The sequence below is a fragment of the Vibrio pomeroyi genome (assembly GCA_041879425.1).
Classification (GTDB): domain Bacteria; phylum Pseudomonadota; class Gammaproteobacteria; order Enterobacterales; family Vibrionaceae; genus Vibrio; species Vibrio pomeroyi_A.
Genome location: CP090854.1, coordinates 3,031,472 through 3,047,896 on the forward strand (window position 1 = coordinate 3,031,472; position 16,425 = coordinate 3,047,896).

Here is a 16,425-nt window from a genome sequence, read left to right on the forward strand (position 1 = left end):
GTTTTCTGTTACGACTTTACCACTGAAAAAGCTTCTTTAGCCACTGTTTTGGTTGACTTTCACAGCCCTTTTTAATATTCCCGCTTTCATCCCAAACTGGCAATTTTACGGTACCATCACAGTCAAACTCTAAAGCCCCTTCGGGAGTTCGAGTAAAGCTGGCGGTCGCAATCCCTGTCGGCCAAGGCAGCAATAACTGTTCTGGTGTTCTTTGCTTCAGGTAATCAGCATAGACACGCAGCGCACCGCTAGAACCTGTGAGTTTAGTCGGTTTATTGTCATCACGCCCGAGCCAAATCGTCGTCACCTCACGACCGTCAACTCCAACAAACCAACTGTCTCGGCTGTCGTTACTGGTGCCTGTTTTACCGGCTAAACCAGCCCATGCAAACTGACCTTGTAGGAAGCGCCCCGTGCCTTCCGACACACCACGCTTCATCGCGTAGGTGGTTAGCCAAGCCGCTTGCTGGTCAACGCTCTGTGATACACGAGGAATCGACTGATACAGAACCTCACCATCATTATCAACCACCGAACGAAGCGCAGACAAAGGTGCGATACGGCCAGAGTTGGTGATGGTTTGGTACATCTGTGCCACCTGGAACGGAGTCAGTGAGAACGAACCCAAAAACATCGATGGCACTGGACGAATTTCATTCTTATCGACGCCCAGTTTTCCAATCGTATCGGAGACGCTATCAATGCCTAACTGCATACCTAAGCGAACCGTAGGTACGTTATAAGACTTAGAAAGCGCCACATACAAGGGCACATCTCCACGGAACTTACGATCGAAGTTTCTTGGGCTCCACACACTTCCTTTGCTGCCTTTCAAGCTTAATGGCGTATCCATCAATGTTGTCGCAAGTGTGTACTTATCAGGTTGTTCCAATGCGGTTAAGTAGATTGCAGGCTTAACTAAAGAACCAATAGGACGACTCGCGTTCAAGGCACGGTTAAAGCCATCGTAGCCAGTACGCTTACCACCAACCATAGCTCGAATTTCACCGGTATTTCTATCTACGGCAATAGCTGCTGCTTCCAGTTTGTTACCTGCGGTTTTCGATAAATCAGGCACCTTGCGTGCAATCGACTTCTCTAACTTGTCTTGGGAAACCGGATCCAGAGAGGTGAAGACTCGAATCCCTTTTTTCGCTTCAAATCGATCACCGACATACTTCTTAAGCTCAATATTGACTTGTTGGAAGTAAGCTGGCTGACGGCTAGCAATACGTGGATTGTCTTGAATATCCAAATCACGACTCGCCGCTTCTTCGTATTGTCGCGGAGTTAATATGTCTTGCTGCATCAATAAGCGAAGAACCAAATCGCGTCGAGTCTTAGCCCGCTCAGGATAACGAACCGGATTGTAATACGAAGGTCCTTTCACCATACCCACCAACAATGCTAGTTGATCAATGCGGAGCTCTTGAATGGGCTGACCGAAGTACAAGCGAGACGCTAAACCGAAGCCATGGATCGCTTGCCCACCATTTTGCCCTAGGTAAACCTCATTTAAGTAAGCCTCTAGGATACGGTCTTTGCTGTAACGATGATCCAAGATAAGCGCAATGTAGGCCTCACGAACCTTACGCCACAATGTGCGTTCACTAGAGAGGAACAAGTTCTTCGCCAACTGTTGAGTCAGCGTACTACCACCTTGTACCGTACGTCCGGCTTTAACGTTTACCACCATCGCACGAGCGATCGCCAATGGCGAAACCCCATCGTGTTGGTAGAAGTTTCGGTCTTCGGTCGCCAGTAGCGCATCAACCATCACTTCTGGGAACTGGTTACGTTTTAAGAACAGTCGTTGCTCATCGTTGCTTTTCTCAAGCATACCCAGCATTTTCGGTTCAACACGCAGATAGCCCATGTCGCCTTTCTTCTCTAACGACTGGATTCGGGTTAATTCATTGCCATTGAAGTGCAACATCACGTGACGGTCGGCTTCCGGCCCATCGACAAACTCGAACGGACGACGAATCATCTCAATCTTGGTTGAAGAAGAAGAGTACTCACCCGGGTGACGAGGAGAATTCACCTTACGGTAATTAAGCACATCTAGCTCATTCTTAACCTGTGTCAAACTCACCGCAGTACCCGGAGACAGGTCCAACACGCGAGCATAAACAACGGTAGGCAAATCAAACAATTGACCTTCAAAGCGCTGCTTGACCACCGAATCTAGGTAGATACCGACGAACAACAATAGCGCAGCCAAGGCTAAGCCCGCTTTCCACGCGATGCCCCAAAGGAGCTTCAACCAGCCTCGGTTGCCCGTTTTTTTGGCTCTTGGTTTGGTCTTCTTCGCGGCAGCTCTCGGTTTTCGAGGCTTGGCTTTGGTCGCTGGTGACTTCTTTGCTGGCGCTTTTTTAGGTGGTGCCTTTTTTGGCGTTAACATTTTGGTCATCATCGGTTCAACTGTCGTTTGGTTTTAGTGGTTGCTACATGGTTAGCAGGGTCATCGGGCCAAGGATGTTTTGGGTAACGGCCTTTCATCTCTTTTTGTACTTCTTTGTACGCGCCAGCCCAAAAGCCAGCTAAATCTTGAGTGATTTGCAGTGGTCGCTGCGCTGGAGAAAGTAACTCAAGCACGACTTTTTTACGACCTTGCGCTATCAATGGTGAGTCTTGTTCACCAAAGACTTCTTGCATTCGCACCGAGATCACAGGCTCCGATTGATATTGGTATCGAATCGCTTTTTTACTGCCTGTAGGCATCACGTAATGCGTCGGTAACCATTGGTCGATTTCTTGATTCAACGGCCAACTAAGGTACGCCGACAGTGCTTGTTCAATGGAAACATTCGACAACCCTTTTGCTGACTTAATGCCATTCAAATACGGCGATAACCAAGTATCTAGATGTTCCATTAAGCTAGCATTATCCATCGCAGGCCAATCATGCTCTGGCATCCAAAGCTGGGCGCAACGTACGCGTTCAACTAGCTGCTTCGCAGCAGGCGTCCAATGTAAATGGTCAAGCCCACATCGAGCGATATAATTGAGTAGCGCTTGGCTCGCCTGATTCGCACTCGGCTCTGGTAACGCTTTGGTGCTGATAATCAGTTTGCCTAAAGAGACTCGCTGCTCGACAACTAAGCGTCCACGTTTTTCATCCCAATCCGCATAATCTGAACAGGCAAAGAGTTTTGGAAACGCTTCTTCTAACTGCGCAATATCGACAGCAGTTGCCAAGAAAATCTGACTGGCTCGCCCTGTGCTGCGCATCAAATCAATCACCACGATGTAATCGTTATTCGCCAATGGATCATCATCACGCACCTCAGCGCCGTGACCATTCGTAAGAAGGAAAGCACTACTGGTTGCACTTCTCGCTTGAGCTATTCGGTCAGGGAATGCAAAACAAAGCACTAATGGTAACAATGATTCGTCAAGTTGTGACAAATCTACGTGATGATTGAGTTTGCTGGCGAGACTTTTCGCTCGCTGCATCACCACGCTGTTTTTCGAATGCTTTCTTTGCTTAAGTCGGTGCAACGAATGCTGAATATCGGTGACGTTGCGTTCAGGCTCTTCAAGTAAAGCAGCGGCGACAATCGCAGCATTCAGCAATGATGGGCTGTTCTGTTGCGCTTTTATCAGCATGCTGGCGATACGTGGCTCAAGACCTAATCGTTGAGCCTGTTTACCTAGCGCCGTAAATTGGCCATTGTTGTCTAATAGCTCAAGGCTTTGCAGCAGTTGCTTGGCTTGCTCAACTGAAGCTTGTGGCGGAATATCTAGCCATTGCAACTCGTCTGCATTTGCAGCGCCCCATTGCGTCAACTCAGCCACCAATGAAGAGAGATCCGAATGTAGAATTTCAGGCTCCGGTACAGCGGGTTGCTGCATTAACTGCGTTTCGCTGTACAAGCGAACACACAGGCCTTCCTCAATTCTCCCTGCACGGCCTGCACGCTGTTCAGCGGAAGACTGCGAGATTTTCACTTGCTCAAGCTTGGTGATGCCGGTTTTCAAATCAAACTTGGCGACTCGTTCAAGACCTGAGTCCACCACTAAGCGAATGCCCTCAATGGTCAAAGAGGTTTCAGCAATATTGGTGGCCAACACCACTTTTCGAGGCCCTGTCTCAGACAGTGCTATCGCCTTCTGCTGTTGAGAAAAACTGAGTTGACCATACAAAGGGCACACATCGATATCGCTAGAGAGTTGTTCTAATTGCGACTCCACCTGCTTAATCGCAGACACTCCAGGCAAGAATGCTAACAACGAACCGGATTCCTTCTCCATCAAAGAGCGAATTACATTCGCCATTTTTGGGGCTAAATATTCATTGGTATTCAGAGGTTGATAGCGGAAGTCGACCGGGAAAGTACGACCCTGAGATTCAACATATTTGGCATTCGGCAATAAAGACTGCAGCGCTTGTTGATCTAAAGTTGCCGACATCACAACCACTTTCAGATCATCACGTAGCGCATCTTGGATCTCTAGGCTAAAAGCCAAAGCGGTATCGGCATGAATACTTCGTTCGTGAAACTCATCGAAGATCACCATGTCCACCCCAGTCAATTCAGGGTCGGTTTGGATCATTCTTGTCATGATCCCTTCGGTAACGATCTCCAAGCGCGTTGTGCTGCTGGTTTTAGATTCACCACGAACTCTAAAACCTATGCTCTCCCCGACCTTCTCTCCCAATTGGCTCGCCAAGTAAGTCGCAATATTTCTTGCCGCCAAACGCCTAGGTTCAAGCATGATAATTTTGCCTTGAACGGCATTAGTCTTAACCAGTTGTAAAGGGAAGAATGTTGACTTACCTGCACCGGGAGCGGCCTTAAGAATAAGTTGAGTGTGTGTTTCTACGCCAGCGAGCAGATCTGGCATCACAGCTTCTATGGGCAGTTGTGGCAATGGGAGAACCTTGTGGTGTAATGTTGGCAACATTGTACATAAAAACCTACTCGTCTAAATAAGTAATATGCACTTCAATCCACCATTAGAGTCAGCGACTCTTATCAAACGCTATAAACGTTTCCTCACCGACATCAAACTTCCAGACGGCAGCGAGCGTACGATTCACTGTGCTAACACTGGAGCGATGACAGGATGTGCGACCCCAGGTAACACCGTTTGGTACTCAACATCTGATAATGCAAAAAGAAAGTACCCAAACAGCTGGGAGATCTCAGAAACAGACAAAGGTCACCGTATTTGTGTAAATACTGCGCGAGCAAACCAGCTAGCGGTGGAAGCAATTGAAAATGGGACTATAGTTGAACTCTTAGGTTATAACGCGTTACGAACCGAAGTGAAGTATGGTAGCGAGAATAGTCGAATTGACATTCTGCTTGAAGATAACGAAAAGCCACCTTGTTACATCGAAGTAAAAAGCGTCACTTTGCTCGACGAGCAACAAGTGTCAACTAAGCAAGAGGCCTCTACCGAAGGACAAGGTTTTTTCCCTGATGCGGTCACCACCAGAGGCCAAAAACATCTGCGTGAACTCACAGAAATGGTCGAATCTGGAAATAGAGCCGTACTTTTATTCACTGTTTTGCATTCAGGTATTGAAAAAGTGTCTGCGGCACACCATATAGACGCCAAATATTCGTTATTACTAAAACAAGCACAAGACGCTGGAGTTGAAGTGCTTTGCTATAAAGCAGAGCTCAGCAGTACTCAAATACAACTAAAACAATCTGTTGAATTTATCAATAACTGAACAAAGATGTTGAACAAATCACATTGATTGCAAGTTTGAATAAGAGTATTTGCCACCATTCGTTCTTTCTGCTATAGATACCCGCCTTAAAATTAGCTGCTTTGCAGTTGACTAGGTGTAAATAGGAGATGCTGTATGCCAGAATCTAAGAAAAAAGCGCTAGGCATCCTAGCCATCGCAGGTGTTGAACCGTACCAAGAAAAGCCAGGTGAAGAATACATGTCACCTGAGCAAACGGAACATTTTACAAAAATTTTAGCAGCTTGGCGCAACCAGCTCAGGGAAGAAGTTGATCGTACTGTTCACCACATGCAGGACGAAGCAGCGAATTTCCCAGACCCAGTTGACCGTGCTTCTCAAGAAGAAGAATTCAGCCTAGAGCTACGCAACCGTGACCGTGAGCGTCGTCTAATCAAGAAAATTGAAAAGACACTAGACAAGATCGAAGAAGACGATTTCGGCTTCTGTGATTCTTGCGGTATCGAGATTGGCATTCGTCGCCTTGAAGCTCGTCCAACTGCTGACCTTTGTATTGACTGTAAAACACTTGCAGAGATCAAAGAGAAACAGATGCAAGGTTAATTCTTGCAGATATAAAGAAAGGGAGCTTTGGCTCCCTTTTTTGTTGGTTATCTCAGCGCGTTAAAGCGCGAGTTAGAAACAATACTACGACAGTTAAACGTCTTAAGAATCGGCTACTGCGGTACCATCCAGATTAGGTTGTTCACACATGAATTATATCGGGCGCTTTGCACCATCACCGTCAGGTCCTCTTCATTTTGGCTCACTTGTTGCTGCTCTTGGTAGCTACTTCCAAGCGAAATCTAACCAAGGAAAGTGGTTGGTTCGTATGGAAGACTTAGACCCACCAAGAGAAATGGCTGGAGCTGCAGACCTGATTCTTAAGACGCTTGAGGCTTACCATCTCTTTTGGGATGGCGAAGTCGTCTATCAAAGTCAACGTCACGACATGTATCAAGCGCAAATTGATCAATGGGTCGCTGATAAACAAGCCTATTACTGCCAATGCACTCGTAAACAGATAAAAGCCTTAGGTGGTTTCTATAATGGTCACTGCAGACACGTAGGTTTGATTGATTCAGGTGAGCAAGCAGTACGCTTGTGCATGGATTATCCTGTCGAGTCGTTTGACGATGTTCGTCACGGTACAATCCAGATACCTAAGGCATTGGCGGAAGAAGACTTCATTATCAAACGCCGAGATGGATTGTTTGCTTATAACTTGGCGGTTGTCCTTGATGATATCGACCAAGGGGTGACAGAAGTTGTTAGAGGCGCTGACCTAATCGAACCAACAGGTCGACAAATCAGTTTGTATAAGACACTCAAGCAAAAAACCGTCAGTTACCTGCACTTACCATTGGCAACCGATGGCTTGGGGAATAAACTGTCAAAACAGAACCACGCCACAGCCATCGATCTCGACAACCCAAAACCAACACTACTTAATGCCATGCAATTCTTAGGTTTCACTATTCCTGAGGCTATTTGTGAGGCTTCAATCGATGAGATTTTATTGTGGGGCTGCCAACAATGGAACGTCAATCAGTTACCTGATAGTTTACAAAAAGAGCACTGTAATTAGCTCGAAATTCACGGCAAATAGCAAAAACGACACATAAAAATGCCATAACCTACCACAGTGGTTAAGCAGACGATGTTCTCAAATGGCTCGCGCTAAGCTATTATTAGCCGCAATTAAACTCTGCACTACCACTTTGGACTAAGAGAAAAACAAAGTTGGCGATACCTACTTTGTTCTAAACTAATGAATACAAACGACAATACCCCAAGCGAACAACGCGGATTCCACGAATTAGCTCTGAATATTTATACTCGTCAAGAGCACAATATTTCACGCAAGCAGATCAGCGACAACGCACTAAAAGTGTTATATCGCCTGAATGGTGCGGGTTTTGACGCGTTTTTAGTCGGTGGTGGTGTACGCGATATCCTATTAGGCTCTCAGCCAAAAGATTTTGATATTGCGACCAACGCAACGCCAGAGCAAATCAAGAACCTTTTCAGAAACTGTCGCCTAATCGGTCGCCGTTTCCGCTTGGCGCACATCATGTTTGGTCGTGACATCATCGAAGTAGCCACTTTCCGTGGTCACCATCAAGAGCCATCGAAAAACGTGTCTGCACAATCTAAAGAAGGCATGCTGCTACGCGATAACGTATACGGCAGTGTTGATGAAGATGCAGAGCGCCGCGATTTCACAATCAACGCGATGTACTACAACATTGCAGACTACAGCATCCACGATTACGCAGGTGGTGTAGAAGATTTAGAAGACAAACTGATCCGTCTAATCGGCGATCCAGAAACACGCTACCGCGAAGACCCAGTACGTATGCTACGTGCAATGCGCTTCGCCGCTAAACTGGACTTCGATATTGAAGAAGACACAGCCGATCCAATTGAAGAACTGGCGCACCTTCTAAAAGATATCCCAGCGGCACGTCTTTACGAAGAATCTCTTAAATTGCTTCAATCAGGCCATGGTTTAGAAACCTACCACCTGATGCGCGAATACAACCTGTTCCAACAGATGTTCCCAGCAATCGCTGAGTTCTTCACTGAAGATTACGACTCTCATACAGAACAGATGCTTGACTTGGTACTCGACTCGACTGACCTTCGCATCGAAGATGGTAAACGCGTAAACCCTGCGTTTATGTTTGCTGCGATTCTTTGGTACCCAATGAACAAGTTGGCAGACAAGCTAGTCGCAGAGCAAGGCATGGCGCACTACGATGCGATCATGGAAGCAAGCAACATCATCCTTGACCAGCAAGTTAAATCTATTGCAATCCCTCGTCGTCACACAGCAACCATTCGTGAAGTTTGGCAGCTGCAATTACGACTGCCTCGCCGCAACGGTAAACGTGCCGTTCGCCTAATGGAGCTAAACAAGTTCCGTGCAGGCTACGATTTCCTAGAAATGCGTGGTGAGATTGAAGGTGGCGAAACCAAAGATCTAGCGAAATGGTGGGAGCGCTACCAAACAGCCGGTCGCAATATGCGCCAAGCCATGGCTAATGATGTAGCAGCGCCAGCAAAGTCAGGTAATCGTCGCCGTAAGACTTACCGAAACAAAAAGAGTAAGCAATCAGAATGATCACTGCTTACATTGCGGTCGGCAGCAACCTTGCCGACCCAGTTAGCCAAGCAAATTTGGCTATCGAAACGCTAAAAAGCCTACCGCGATCAACGTTTATTGCGACCTCTCAGCTATATAGTAGCACTCCAATGGGACCGCAAAATCAACCGGACTACATCAACGCGGTGGTGGCAATCCAAACCGAATTAACGCCAATTGAACTGCTTGATTGCACTCAAAAAATCGAGCTAGAGCAAGGGCGCGTCCGTAAAGACGAGCGTTGGGGTCCAAGAACCTTGGATCTCGACATTGTGTTATACGGCAATGAGGTGATCGATTCAGAGCGCTTAATCGTTCCTCATTACGGAATGAAAGAACGAGAGTTTGTACTCTACCCGCTTGCTGAAATCGCACCAAGTTTACAACTCCCTGATGGGACTGAGCTGACAGAGCTACTCAAAATAGTAGATAAGAACGGGCTCAATGTTTGGCAGCAATAGCCAAACGCATTAAGGAAAACCAATGAAAAAAGTAACCATTAACGACCTTATCAAATGCAAAACTGAAGGCCGTAAATTCGCGACTTCGACAGCTTACGATGCGAGCTTTGCTCAATTATTCGAAAGCCAAGAAATGCCAGTGCTACTTGTCGGTGATTCACTGGGTATGGTTCTACAAGGCCATAACGACACATTACCAGTTACCGTTGAAGAGATTGCTTACCATACGCGCTCAGTGCGTGCAGGTAGCCCTAACTGCCTTCTGATGGCTGACATGCCTTTCATGAGCTACGCGACTCCAGAGCAAGCTTGTGAGAGCGCTGCAACCTTAATGCGTGCTGGCGCGAACATGGTAAAAATCGAAGGCGGAAGCTGGTTGGTTGATACTGTGAAAATGCTAACAGAGCGTGCAGTACCAGTTTGTGCACATTTGGGCTTAACGCCTCAGTCTGTGAACATCTTTGGTGGTTACAAGATTCAAGGCCGTGACGACGAGCAAGCCGATAAAATGGTTGCTGATGCTCTAGCATTGCAAAATGCAGGCGCACAAATCGTTCTACTTGAATGTGTACCAGCTTCATTAGCAAAACGAATTACAGAAGCTTGTGACGTACCGGTTATCGGTATCGGCGCAGGTAACGTTACCGATGGTCAGATCCTTGTTATGCATGACATGTTCGGTATTTCTGCGAATTACATGCCGAAATTCTCTAAGAATTTCCTAGCTGAAACAGGTGACATGCGTAAGGCAGTAGCTCTATACAAAGAAGAAGTAGAGAGCGCGCGCTTCCCTGATGAAGCTCATACAATCGCTTAGGAGTAAGTATGCAAACTTTTGCTGAAATAGCGGCTCTTCGTGAGCAGATTAAACAGTTTAAGCGTGATGGACGTACGGTTGCTTTTGTTCCGACAATGGGAAACCTGCATGAAGGCCACTTAACTCTGGTAAAGAAAGCGCGCGAGCTGGCTGACATTGTTGTGGTAAGCATCTTTGTTAACCCAATGCAGTTTGACCGTGCTGACGATCTAAACAACTACCCTCGTACGTTAGAAGCTGATTTAAGCAAACTAACAGGCGAAGGGGTTGAACTGGTATTTACACCAACGCCAGAGGTTATGTACCCAGAAGGATTAGACAAGCAGACGTTTGTTGAAGTCCCGGGAATCTCTCACATGCTTGAAGGTGCTTCGCGTCCGGGTCACTTCCGCGGTGTCTCAACGATTGTCACTAAACTGTTCAATATCGTTCAGCCAGATTTTGCATGCTTCGGCGAGAAAGATTTCCAGCAACTTGCTGTGATTCGTCAGATGACGACTGACTTAGCGTTAGACATTGAAGTTGTGGGTGTCGCGACGGTTCGTGAAATGGACGGTTTGGCAATGAGCTCTCGCAATAGCAATCTCACCATTGATGAGCGCCAACGCGCACCTGTTCTAGCGCGCACCATGCGTTGGATCAGCAGCGCAATTCGCGGCGGTCGCGATGATTACGCATCAGTGATTGAAGATGCAACAGACCAGCTTCGCGCAGCAGATCTGCAACCAGATGAGATCTTCATCTGTGACGCTAAGACTCTACAAGCCATCACTTCAGAATCAACTCAAGCAGTGATTCTTATGTCAGCCTTCCTAGGTAAGACTCGTCTTATCGACAACCAAGTTCTTGATTTGGTAACGGAAACGAAAGAAGAAGTGAAAGAAGAAACGGCTGAGTAATCGCGTTCTTCTCTTTGCGTAAACCAGCTTCTAACGCAAAGCAAAAGCACAAACGAAAAAACAAAAAAGGTCGATGTAATATCGACCTTTTTCTTTGTCTGTTATTCAGGATAACCCGTTATTTACTACGATTGGTATTAACTACGTAAGCCGATACCCTTCGTCACTAGGTAATGTGCGATGCCATACAGCACCACGATAAACACACCTAGCACGCCAAATGACGTCACAATACCCACATCAGACACACCCAAGAAGCCATATCTGAACGCGTTTACCATGTACACGATAGGGTTCAGCTTCGATATACCTTGCCAAAACTCAGGCAATAGACTGATCGAGTAGAACACACCGCCAAGATAAGTCAGTGGCGTTAAGATAAAGGTAGGGATAATCGAGATGTCATCAAACGTGCGAGCAAACACCGCGTTAATAAGCCCCCCCAGTGAGAACACGACTGAAGTTAGGAATACCGTCGCAATAATCACGCCCCAATGATCGACTTGTAGGTCAACAAAGAACAATGATACGAAGGTTACGATAGTACCGACTAACAAACCACGCACGACGCCACCCATTACAAAGCCCGCGATAATCACGTAGTTAGGGACAGGTGCGACAAGCAACTCTTCAATGTTCTTTTGGAACTTTGCACTAAAGAACGACGACGCCACATTTGAATATGAGTTGGTGATCACCGACATCATGATCAAACCAGGAACAATGTATTCCATGTAGCTAAAGCCGTTCATTTCACCAATGCGCGCACCAATCAGGTTACCGAAGATGATGAAGTAAAGTGTCATGGTAATCGCTGGCGGCACTAGAGTTTGCACCCAGATACGCGTAAAACGATTGATCTCTTTAGTTAATAAACTACAGAAGGCTGTCCAATATAGGCTGTACATATTATTTACTCCCCTCACGGACAATACTCACGAATAGCTCTTCTAGACGGTTTGCTTTGTTACGCATAGAGAGGACTTTAACCTGTTGATCGCTCAACTGAGCGAAGATGGTATTCAAGCCGAGGTTCTTGTCGATCTCAATTTCTAGTGAGCCGTTTACCATCACTTGGCTATTCACGCCTTCTAGCTTAGGTTCAGTCGCGCCCTCTTCAAGATCCAAAATAAAGGTCTCGGCACTCAACTTACCTAGCAACGCTTTCATGGTTGTGTTCTCAATCAGCTCACCACGATTGATGATACCGATATTACGACACAGCATTTCCGCTTCTTCTAGGTAGTGCGTGGTCAAGATAATGGTAATGCCCTGCTTCTCGTTGATCTCTTTCAGGAACTCCCACATAGAACGACGCAGCTCAATATCGACACCCGCAGTTGGCTCATCAAGAATCAGCAGCTGCGGCTCATGCATCAGAGCTCGAGCAATCATCAAACGACGCTTCATACCACCAGACAAGTTGCGCGCACGTTCGCTACGTTTTTCCCACAGATCGAGTTGAGATAGATACTTTTTCGCTCGTTCTTTCGCAAGAGCTTTCGGCACACCGTAGTAACCAGCCTGTTGCAAAACGATCTGCTCAACAGTTTCAAACGGGTTAAAGTTAAACTCTTGAGGCACTAAACCTAGGTTTTGTTTCGCCAACTCCAGATCAGTATCAATGTCGTAGCCGAACACTTTAACCTTGCCTGAAGTCTTGTTAACCAGTGAAGAGATTACACCGATGGTGGTCGACTTACCCGCACCGTTTGGACCAAGTAGTGCGTAAAAATCGCCTTTTTCTACTTGTAAACTAATGCCTTTAAGAGCCTCAAAGCCCCCAGCATAAGTTTTTCTTAATTGCTCAATTTCTAATGCATACATAGAGATAGACTGCCATTTGCTATAGATAGATGTTGATGACCGAGCATGAGGAAGAGAGTGAAACGTAAAACGAACTAGCGGAAAGCTAACCCAAGATTTGTTTACTCGGCCATTTTGCGAACAAGTTTATCGTTGATTGACGATGAACACAAATATCGATTCGTGCTTTCTTTTTAAAACAGTGGAGGTTCTAAGCTAACTAGAGAAAATGAATGTGCTCGATAAATAAAAAAATGCCGCTAAGTCATTCGCTTAACGGCATTTTTATCAGAATTAAATGAAGAATCGATTAATCAAATAAGTTCATCGCTGAAGCTTAGACTGACTCAAACTGGTGCTCGTCTCTTTCAACATAACTGGTTGCAGCTGTCAGCGCTTCGTATCTGAATCGGTAAGTATTGGATTCTGGAACCAAGTCAATTACATGGAATTTCTCAAGTTGCTGACGTGTATTCTCGTTTGGACACAACAAGTACACCTCACACTGAGCATCTAGGGCATCCTTGATGGCATTCTCCAGCGCTAGACCAACGGTTACATCAATCATCGGAACGTCCGTTAAATCTAGAATCATCGCTTCATAGTCAGAGATACTCGAGTGCTGGCGCGAAATCGCCTTAGAAACACTGAAGATCATTGGCCCTGAAAGATAGAAGAACAGAACTTTACCATTCGCGCTATCGAGCAGCTGACGTTCACTATCAGTGAGTGGGATATCGTCTTCATCATCTCCATCACTGATCGCCTTAACTTGTCTGGCTTGCTCTCGACTTAGCCTTTCAATAATCAGGATATTCGAGATAAAGACACCAAGCCCAACAGCAATAATCAGATCAACAAATACAGTGAGCAGCATTACGCCATACATCACGCCCATGCCTGCGTAACTCACCTTGTGCGCGCGCTGAATGAAACTCCAGTCAAGGATATTGAAGCCAACGTACATAGCAATACCTGCCAGCACCGCCATAGGAATGGGCTCGGTTAAACCACCAGCGACCAAAACGACTAGTGCTAATACTAAGGCACGAATTACACCAGAGAGTGGAGATCGTGCGCCAACTTGAATGTTGGTCACGGTGCCCATAGTCGCGCCCGCACCAGGCAGTGCACCGAACAGGCCAGAAAGCATATTGGCAATGCCCTGCCCTCGAAGCTCTTTATCAGAATCATGCTCTTTACGAGTCAGTGAATCACCAATAACCGCAGTCAAAAGCGTATCAATACAACCGAGAGTACCAAGCACTAAGGCATCAATAACCATGGTAGTGAACTGCTCAGCGCTGATAGTTGGAATAACAAGAGAAGGTAGCCCGGCGGGGATTTCACCAATGCGGCGAATAGAATCGGTATCGAAGAAGATAACAGACAGCAGAGTCACAGCCACTAACGCGACTAGTTGTGCGGGCACATACTTACGATACTTAGCAGGGAAGCCAAACAGAATACCGAGCGTCAAAGCACCTAAAAACAGTTCGCTCACTTTTAGGTTTGCTAGCGTATCAGGAAGCGCGGAGAGTGTGCCCATCACTCCACCAGAGGGGGCGGCGTGCCCGAGCAATGGCGATAGTTGAAGGATAATTAGAATAACGCCAATACCCGACATAAAACCGGAGATCACGCTATATGGCATCAAAGTAACGTATTTCCCGAGCTTTAACGTGCCAAGTAATATTTGAAACGCACCCGCCATCATCACGACGGTAAAGGTCATTGCCATTCCGGTTTCAGGATATTTAGCGACCATGCTCGTCATTACTGCTGTCATGATCACTGTCATCGGGCCGGTTGGCTCAGATATCAGGCTGCTTGAACCGCCAAACAAAGCGGCAAATAGGCCGACCATAATCGCGCCCCAAAGGCCTGCTTCAGCACCAGCCCCAGAAGCAACACCAAATGCCAACGCTAAAGGCAGTGAGATGATGGCTGTAGTCACACCGCCAAACATATCCCCTTTGAGATTGATATCCGTAAAACGACTTCCAAACAAAACACACCTTCCTGATGATGAAATGACAAACCTTATCACTTTAACAAATGTATCAAGTGTTCAGAAAGTGTTAATTCAATCACATTATTCATGTCTTATAACCGGATTATAGCTTCTAAGCTAAGTTCATGATTTTAACCACTAGAACACGTCAGATGAGTACTAATTGACACAGTTTTTACGAGATTGAATTTGTAACATTGTGTATAGTTGTGATTCTTAATTAAGGGATGTAAGACGCAAAATGCCAGAGATTAAACAGCTTTTTGAAAACAACTCTAAATGGTCTGAAGAAATTCGCTCAGAGCGACCAGAGTATTTTACAACGCTTGAAGAGGGTCAAAACCCTGGTTTCCTATGGATCGGCTGCTCTGATAGCCGTGTACCGGCCGAGCGTCTCACTGGTTTGTATTCTGGCGAACTGTTTGTTCATCGAAATGTTGCTAACCAAGTGGTTCATACCGACCTAAACTGCCTGTCTGTTGTGCAGTACGCGGTCGATGTACTCAAAGTGAAGCACATTATTGTTTGTGGCCACTACGGTTGTGGCGGTGTTAACGCGGCGATTGATAATCCTAAACTTGGCCTAATCAATAACTGGTTACTTCACATCCGCGACAATTACCTAAAATACCGTAAGCAGATCGAGGGGCTTCCTCGTGAACAGTGGGGTGACAAGCTGTGCGAGATCAACGTCGCAGAGCAGGTTTATAACCTAGGTAACTCAACCATTATGCAGAACGCATGGGAGCGAGGCCAAGAGGTTGAAATCCACGGTGTGGTTTACGGCATTGGCGATGGCAAGTTACAAGACCTTGGCGTACGTTGCTCGAGTAACGATACCCTAGAGAACAGTCATTTAGAGGCATTGAATAAAATCTTAACGACGCCTCTTCTTAGCCAGCAAGGCTAGACCGCTATAAATACAAAAAGCCCGCTTGATGCGGGCTTTTTAATGACTTCTATTCGACAAGCGTAATGATTACTCTTGAGGTACAACTTTACCGATGTACGGCAGGTGACGATATTTCTGTGCGTAGTCGATACCTACACCCACAACGAATTCGTCAGGGATTTCAAAACCGATCCACTTAGTATCCACCGTCACTTCACGACGAGAAGGCTTGTCTAGTAGCGTACAGATTTCGATAGATTTAGGACCACGTAGGCTCAGAATCTCTTTCACTTTAGTCAGTGTGTTACCTGTATCGATAATGTCTTCAACAAGCAGAACGTCTTTACCTTGGATATCATCATCCAGATCTTTCAAAATACGAACATCACGTGAGCTTTCCATGCCGTTGCCGTAGCTAGATGCGGTCATGAAATCAACTTGGTGAGTTAAATCGATAGCACGAGCAAGATCCGCCATAAAGACAAAAGATCCACGTAATAAGCCAACTAAAACTAGATCTTCACTACCCTTGTAGTGTTCCGTGATCTGTTTGCCTAGTTCGTTCACTCGATCCTGAACTTCTTGCTCAGAGATCATGACTTCAACTGTATGCTTCATACTGCTCTCATTTTATTTGGTGATTGCGACAAGTGTAGACAGTTCTGCCATCGGCGCCGCTCA

14 protein-coding genes are annotated in these 16,425 nt (G+C 46.2%); 8 read left to right on the top strand and 6 right to left on the bottom strand.

What is annotated here, in order from left to right; all coding sequences use genetic code 11:
- Positions 1–16 precede the first annotated feature (16 nt).
- Positions 17–2,416: a penicillin-binding protein 1B gene (mrcB, locus tag L0992_13185; protein XGB66667.1), complete on the bottom strand. Its 2,400-nt coding sequence runs from the start codon at positions 2,414–2,416 to the stop codon at positions 17–19.
- Positions 2,413–4,851 carry an ATP-dependent helicase HrpB gene (hrpB, locus tag L0992_13190; protein ID XGB68734.1) on the bottom strand — a complete coding sequence of 813 codons (2,439 nt, stop codon included), beginning with the start codon at positions 4,849–4,851 and terminating at the stop codon, positions 2,413–2,415. Before hrpB ends, mrcB begins: the two co-directional genes overlap by 4 nt.
- 94 nt (positions 4,852–4,945) lie before the next feature.
- On the opposite strand from hrpB, the gene sfsA reads away from it, so the two are divergent.
- From sfsA to panC, 7 genes are all read left to right on the top strand, one after another.
- Positions 4,946–5,689 carry a DNA/RNA nuclease SfsA gene (sfsA, locus tag L0992_13195; protein XGB66668.1) on the top strand — a complete coding sequence of 248 codons (744 nt, stop codon included), beginning with the start codon at positions 4,946–4,948 and terminating at the stop codon, positions 5,687–5,689.
- A 135-nt stretch (positions 5,690–5,824) separates the two neighbouring features.
- On the top strand, positions 5,825–6,271 hold the full coding sequence (gene dksA / locus L0992_13200; protein ID XGB66669.1) for an RNA polymerase-binding protein DksA: 447 nt from the start codon (positions 5,825–5,827) through the stop codon (positions 6,269–6,271).
- Positions 6,272–6,419: 148 nt separating this feature from the next.
- Entirely contained in the window at positions 6,420–7,295 is an 876-nt protein-coding gene (gene gluQRS, locus L0992_13205) for a tRNA glutamyl-Q(34) synthetase GluQRS (GenBank protein ID XGB66670.1), read from the top strand.
- Positions 7,296–7,478: 183 nt separating this feature from the next.
- Positions 7,479–8,834, top strand: coding sequence for a polynucleotide adenylyltransferase PcnB (pcnB, locus tag L0992_13210; protein XGB66671.1), 1,356 nt, complete (start codon positions 7,479–7,481; stop codon positions 8,832–8,834).
- Complete coding sequence (gene folK, locus L0992_13215; protein XGB66672.1) at positions 8,831–9,316, top strand: 2-amino-4-hydroxy-6-hydroxymethyldihydropteridine diphosphokinase; 486 nt, start codon at positions 8,831–8,833, stop codon at positions 9,314–9,316. Before pcnB ends, folK begins: the two co-directional genes overlap by 4 nt.
- Before the next feature lie 22 nt (positions 9,317–9,338).
- On the top strand, positions 9,339–10,133 hold the full coding sequence (gene panB / locus L0992_13220; GenBank protein XGB66673.1) for a 3-methyl-2-oxobutanoate hydroxymethyltransferase: 795 nt from the start codon (positions 9,339–9,341) through the stop codon (positions 10,131–10,133).
- 8 nt (positions 10,134–10,141) lie between these two features.
- A complete protein-coding gene (panC, locus tag L0992_13225) occupies positions 10,142–11,032 on the top strand; it encodes a pantoate--beta-alanine ligase (GenBank protein XGB66674.1) in 891 nt (296 codons plus the stop codon).
- A gap of 137 nt (positions 11,033–11,169) precedes the next feature.
- Here panC and L0992_13230 read toward each other — a convergent pair whose 3' ends face one another.
- The 3 genes from L0992_13230 to L0992_13240 form a co-directional block, all read right to left on the bottom strand.
- Positions 11,170–11,940, bottom strand: a complete 771-nt coding sequence (locus L0992_13230; protein ID XGB66675.1) for an ABC transporter permease — start codon at positions 11,938–11,940, stop codon at positions 11,170–11,172.
- A gap of 1 nt (position 11,941) precedes the next feature.
- Positions 11,942–12,859, bottom strand: a complete 918-nt coding sequence (locus L0992_13235) for an ABC transporter ATP-binding protein (protein ID XGB66676.1) — start codon at positions 12,857–12,859, stop codon at positions 11,942–11,944.
- 316 nt (positions 12,860–13,175) lie between these two features.
- Positions 13,176–14,807, bottom strand: coding sequence for a SulP family inorganic anion transporter (locus tag L0992_13240; protein XGB68735.1), 1,632 nt, complete (start codon positions 14,805–14,807; stop codon positions 13,176–13,178).
- 286 nt (positions 14,808–15,093) lie between these two features.
- Here L0992_13240 and can point away from each other — a divergent pair, with 286 nt between their 5' ends.
- Entirely contained in the window at positions 15,094–15,762 is a 669-nt protein-coding gene (gene can / locus L0992_13245; protein XGB66677.1) for a carbonate dehydratase, read from the top strand.
- Positions 15,763–15,831: 69 nt separating this feature from the next.
- Here can and hpt read toward each other — a convergent pair whose 3' ends face one another.
- Positions 15,832–16,362 carry a hypoxanthine phosphoribosyltransferase gene (hpt, locus tag L0992_13250; GenBank protein ID XGB66678.1) on the bottom strand — a complete coding sequence of 177 codons (531 nt, stop codon included), beginning with the start codon at positions 16,360–16,362 and terminating at the stop codon, positions 15,832–15,834.
- Between the last annotated feature and the right edge of the window lie 63 nt (positions 16,363–16,425).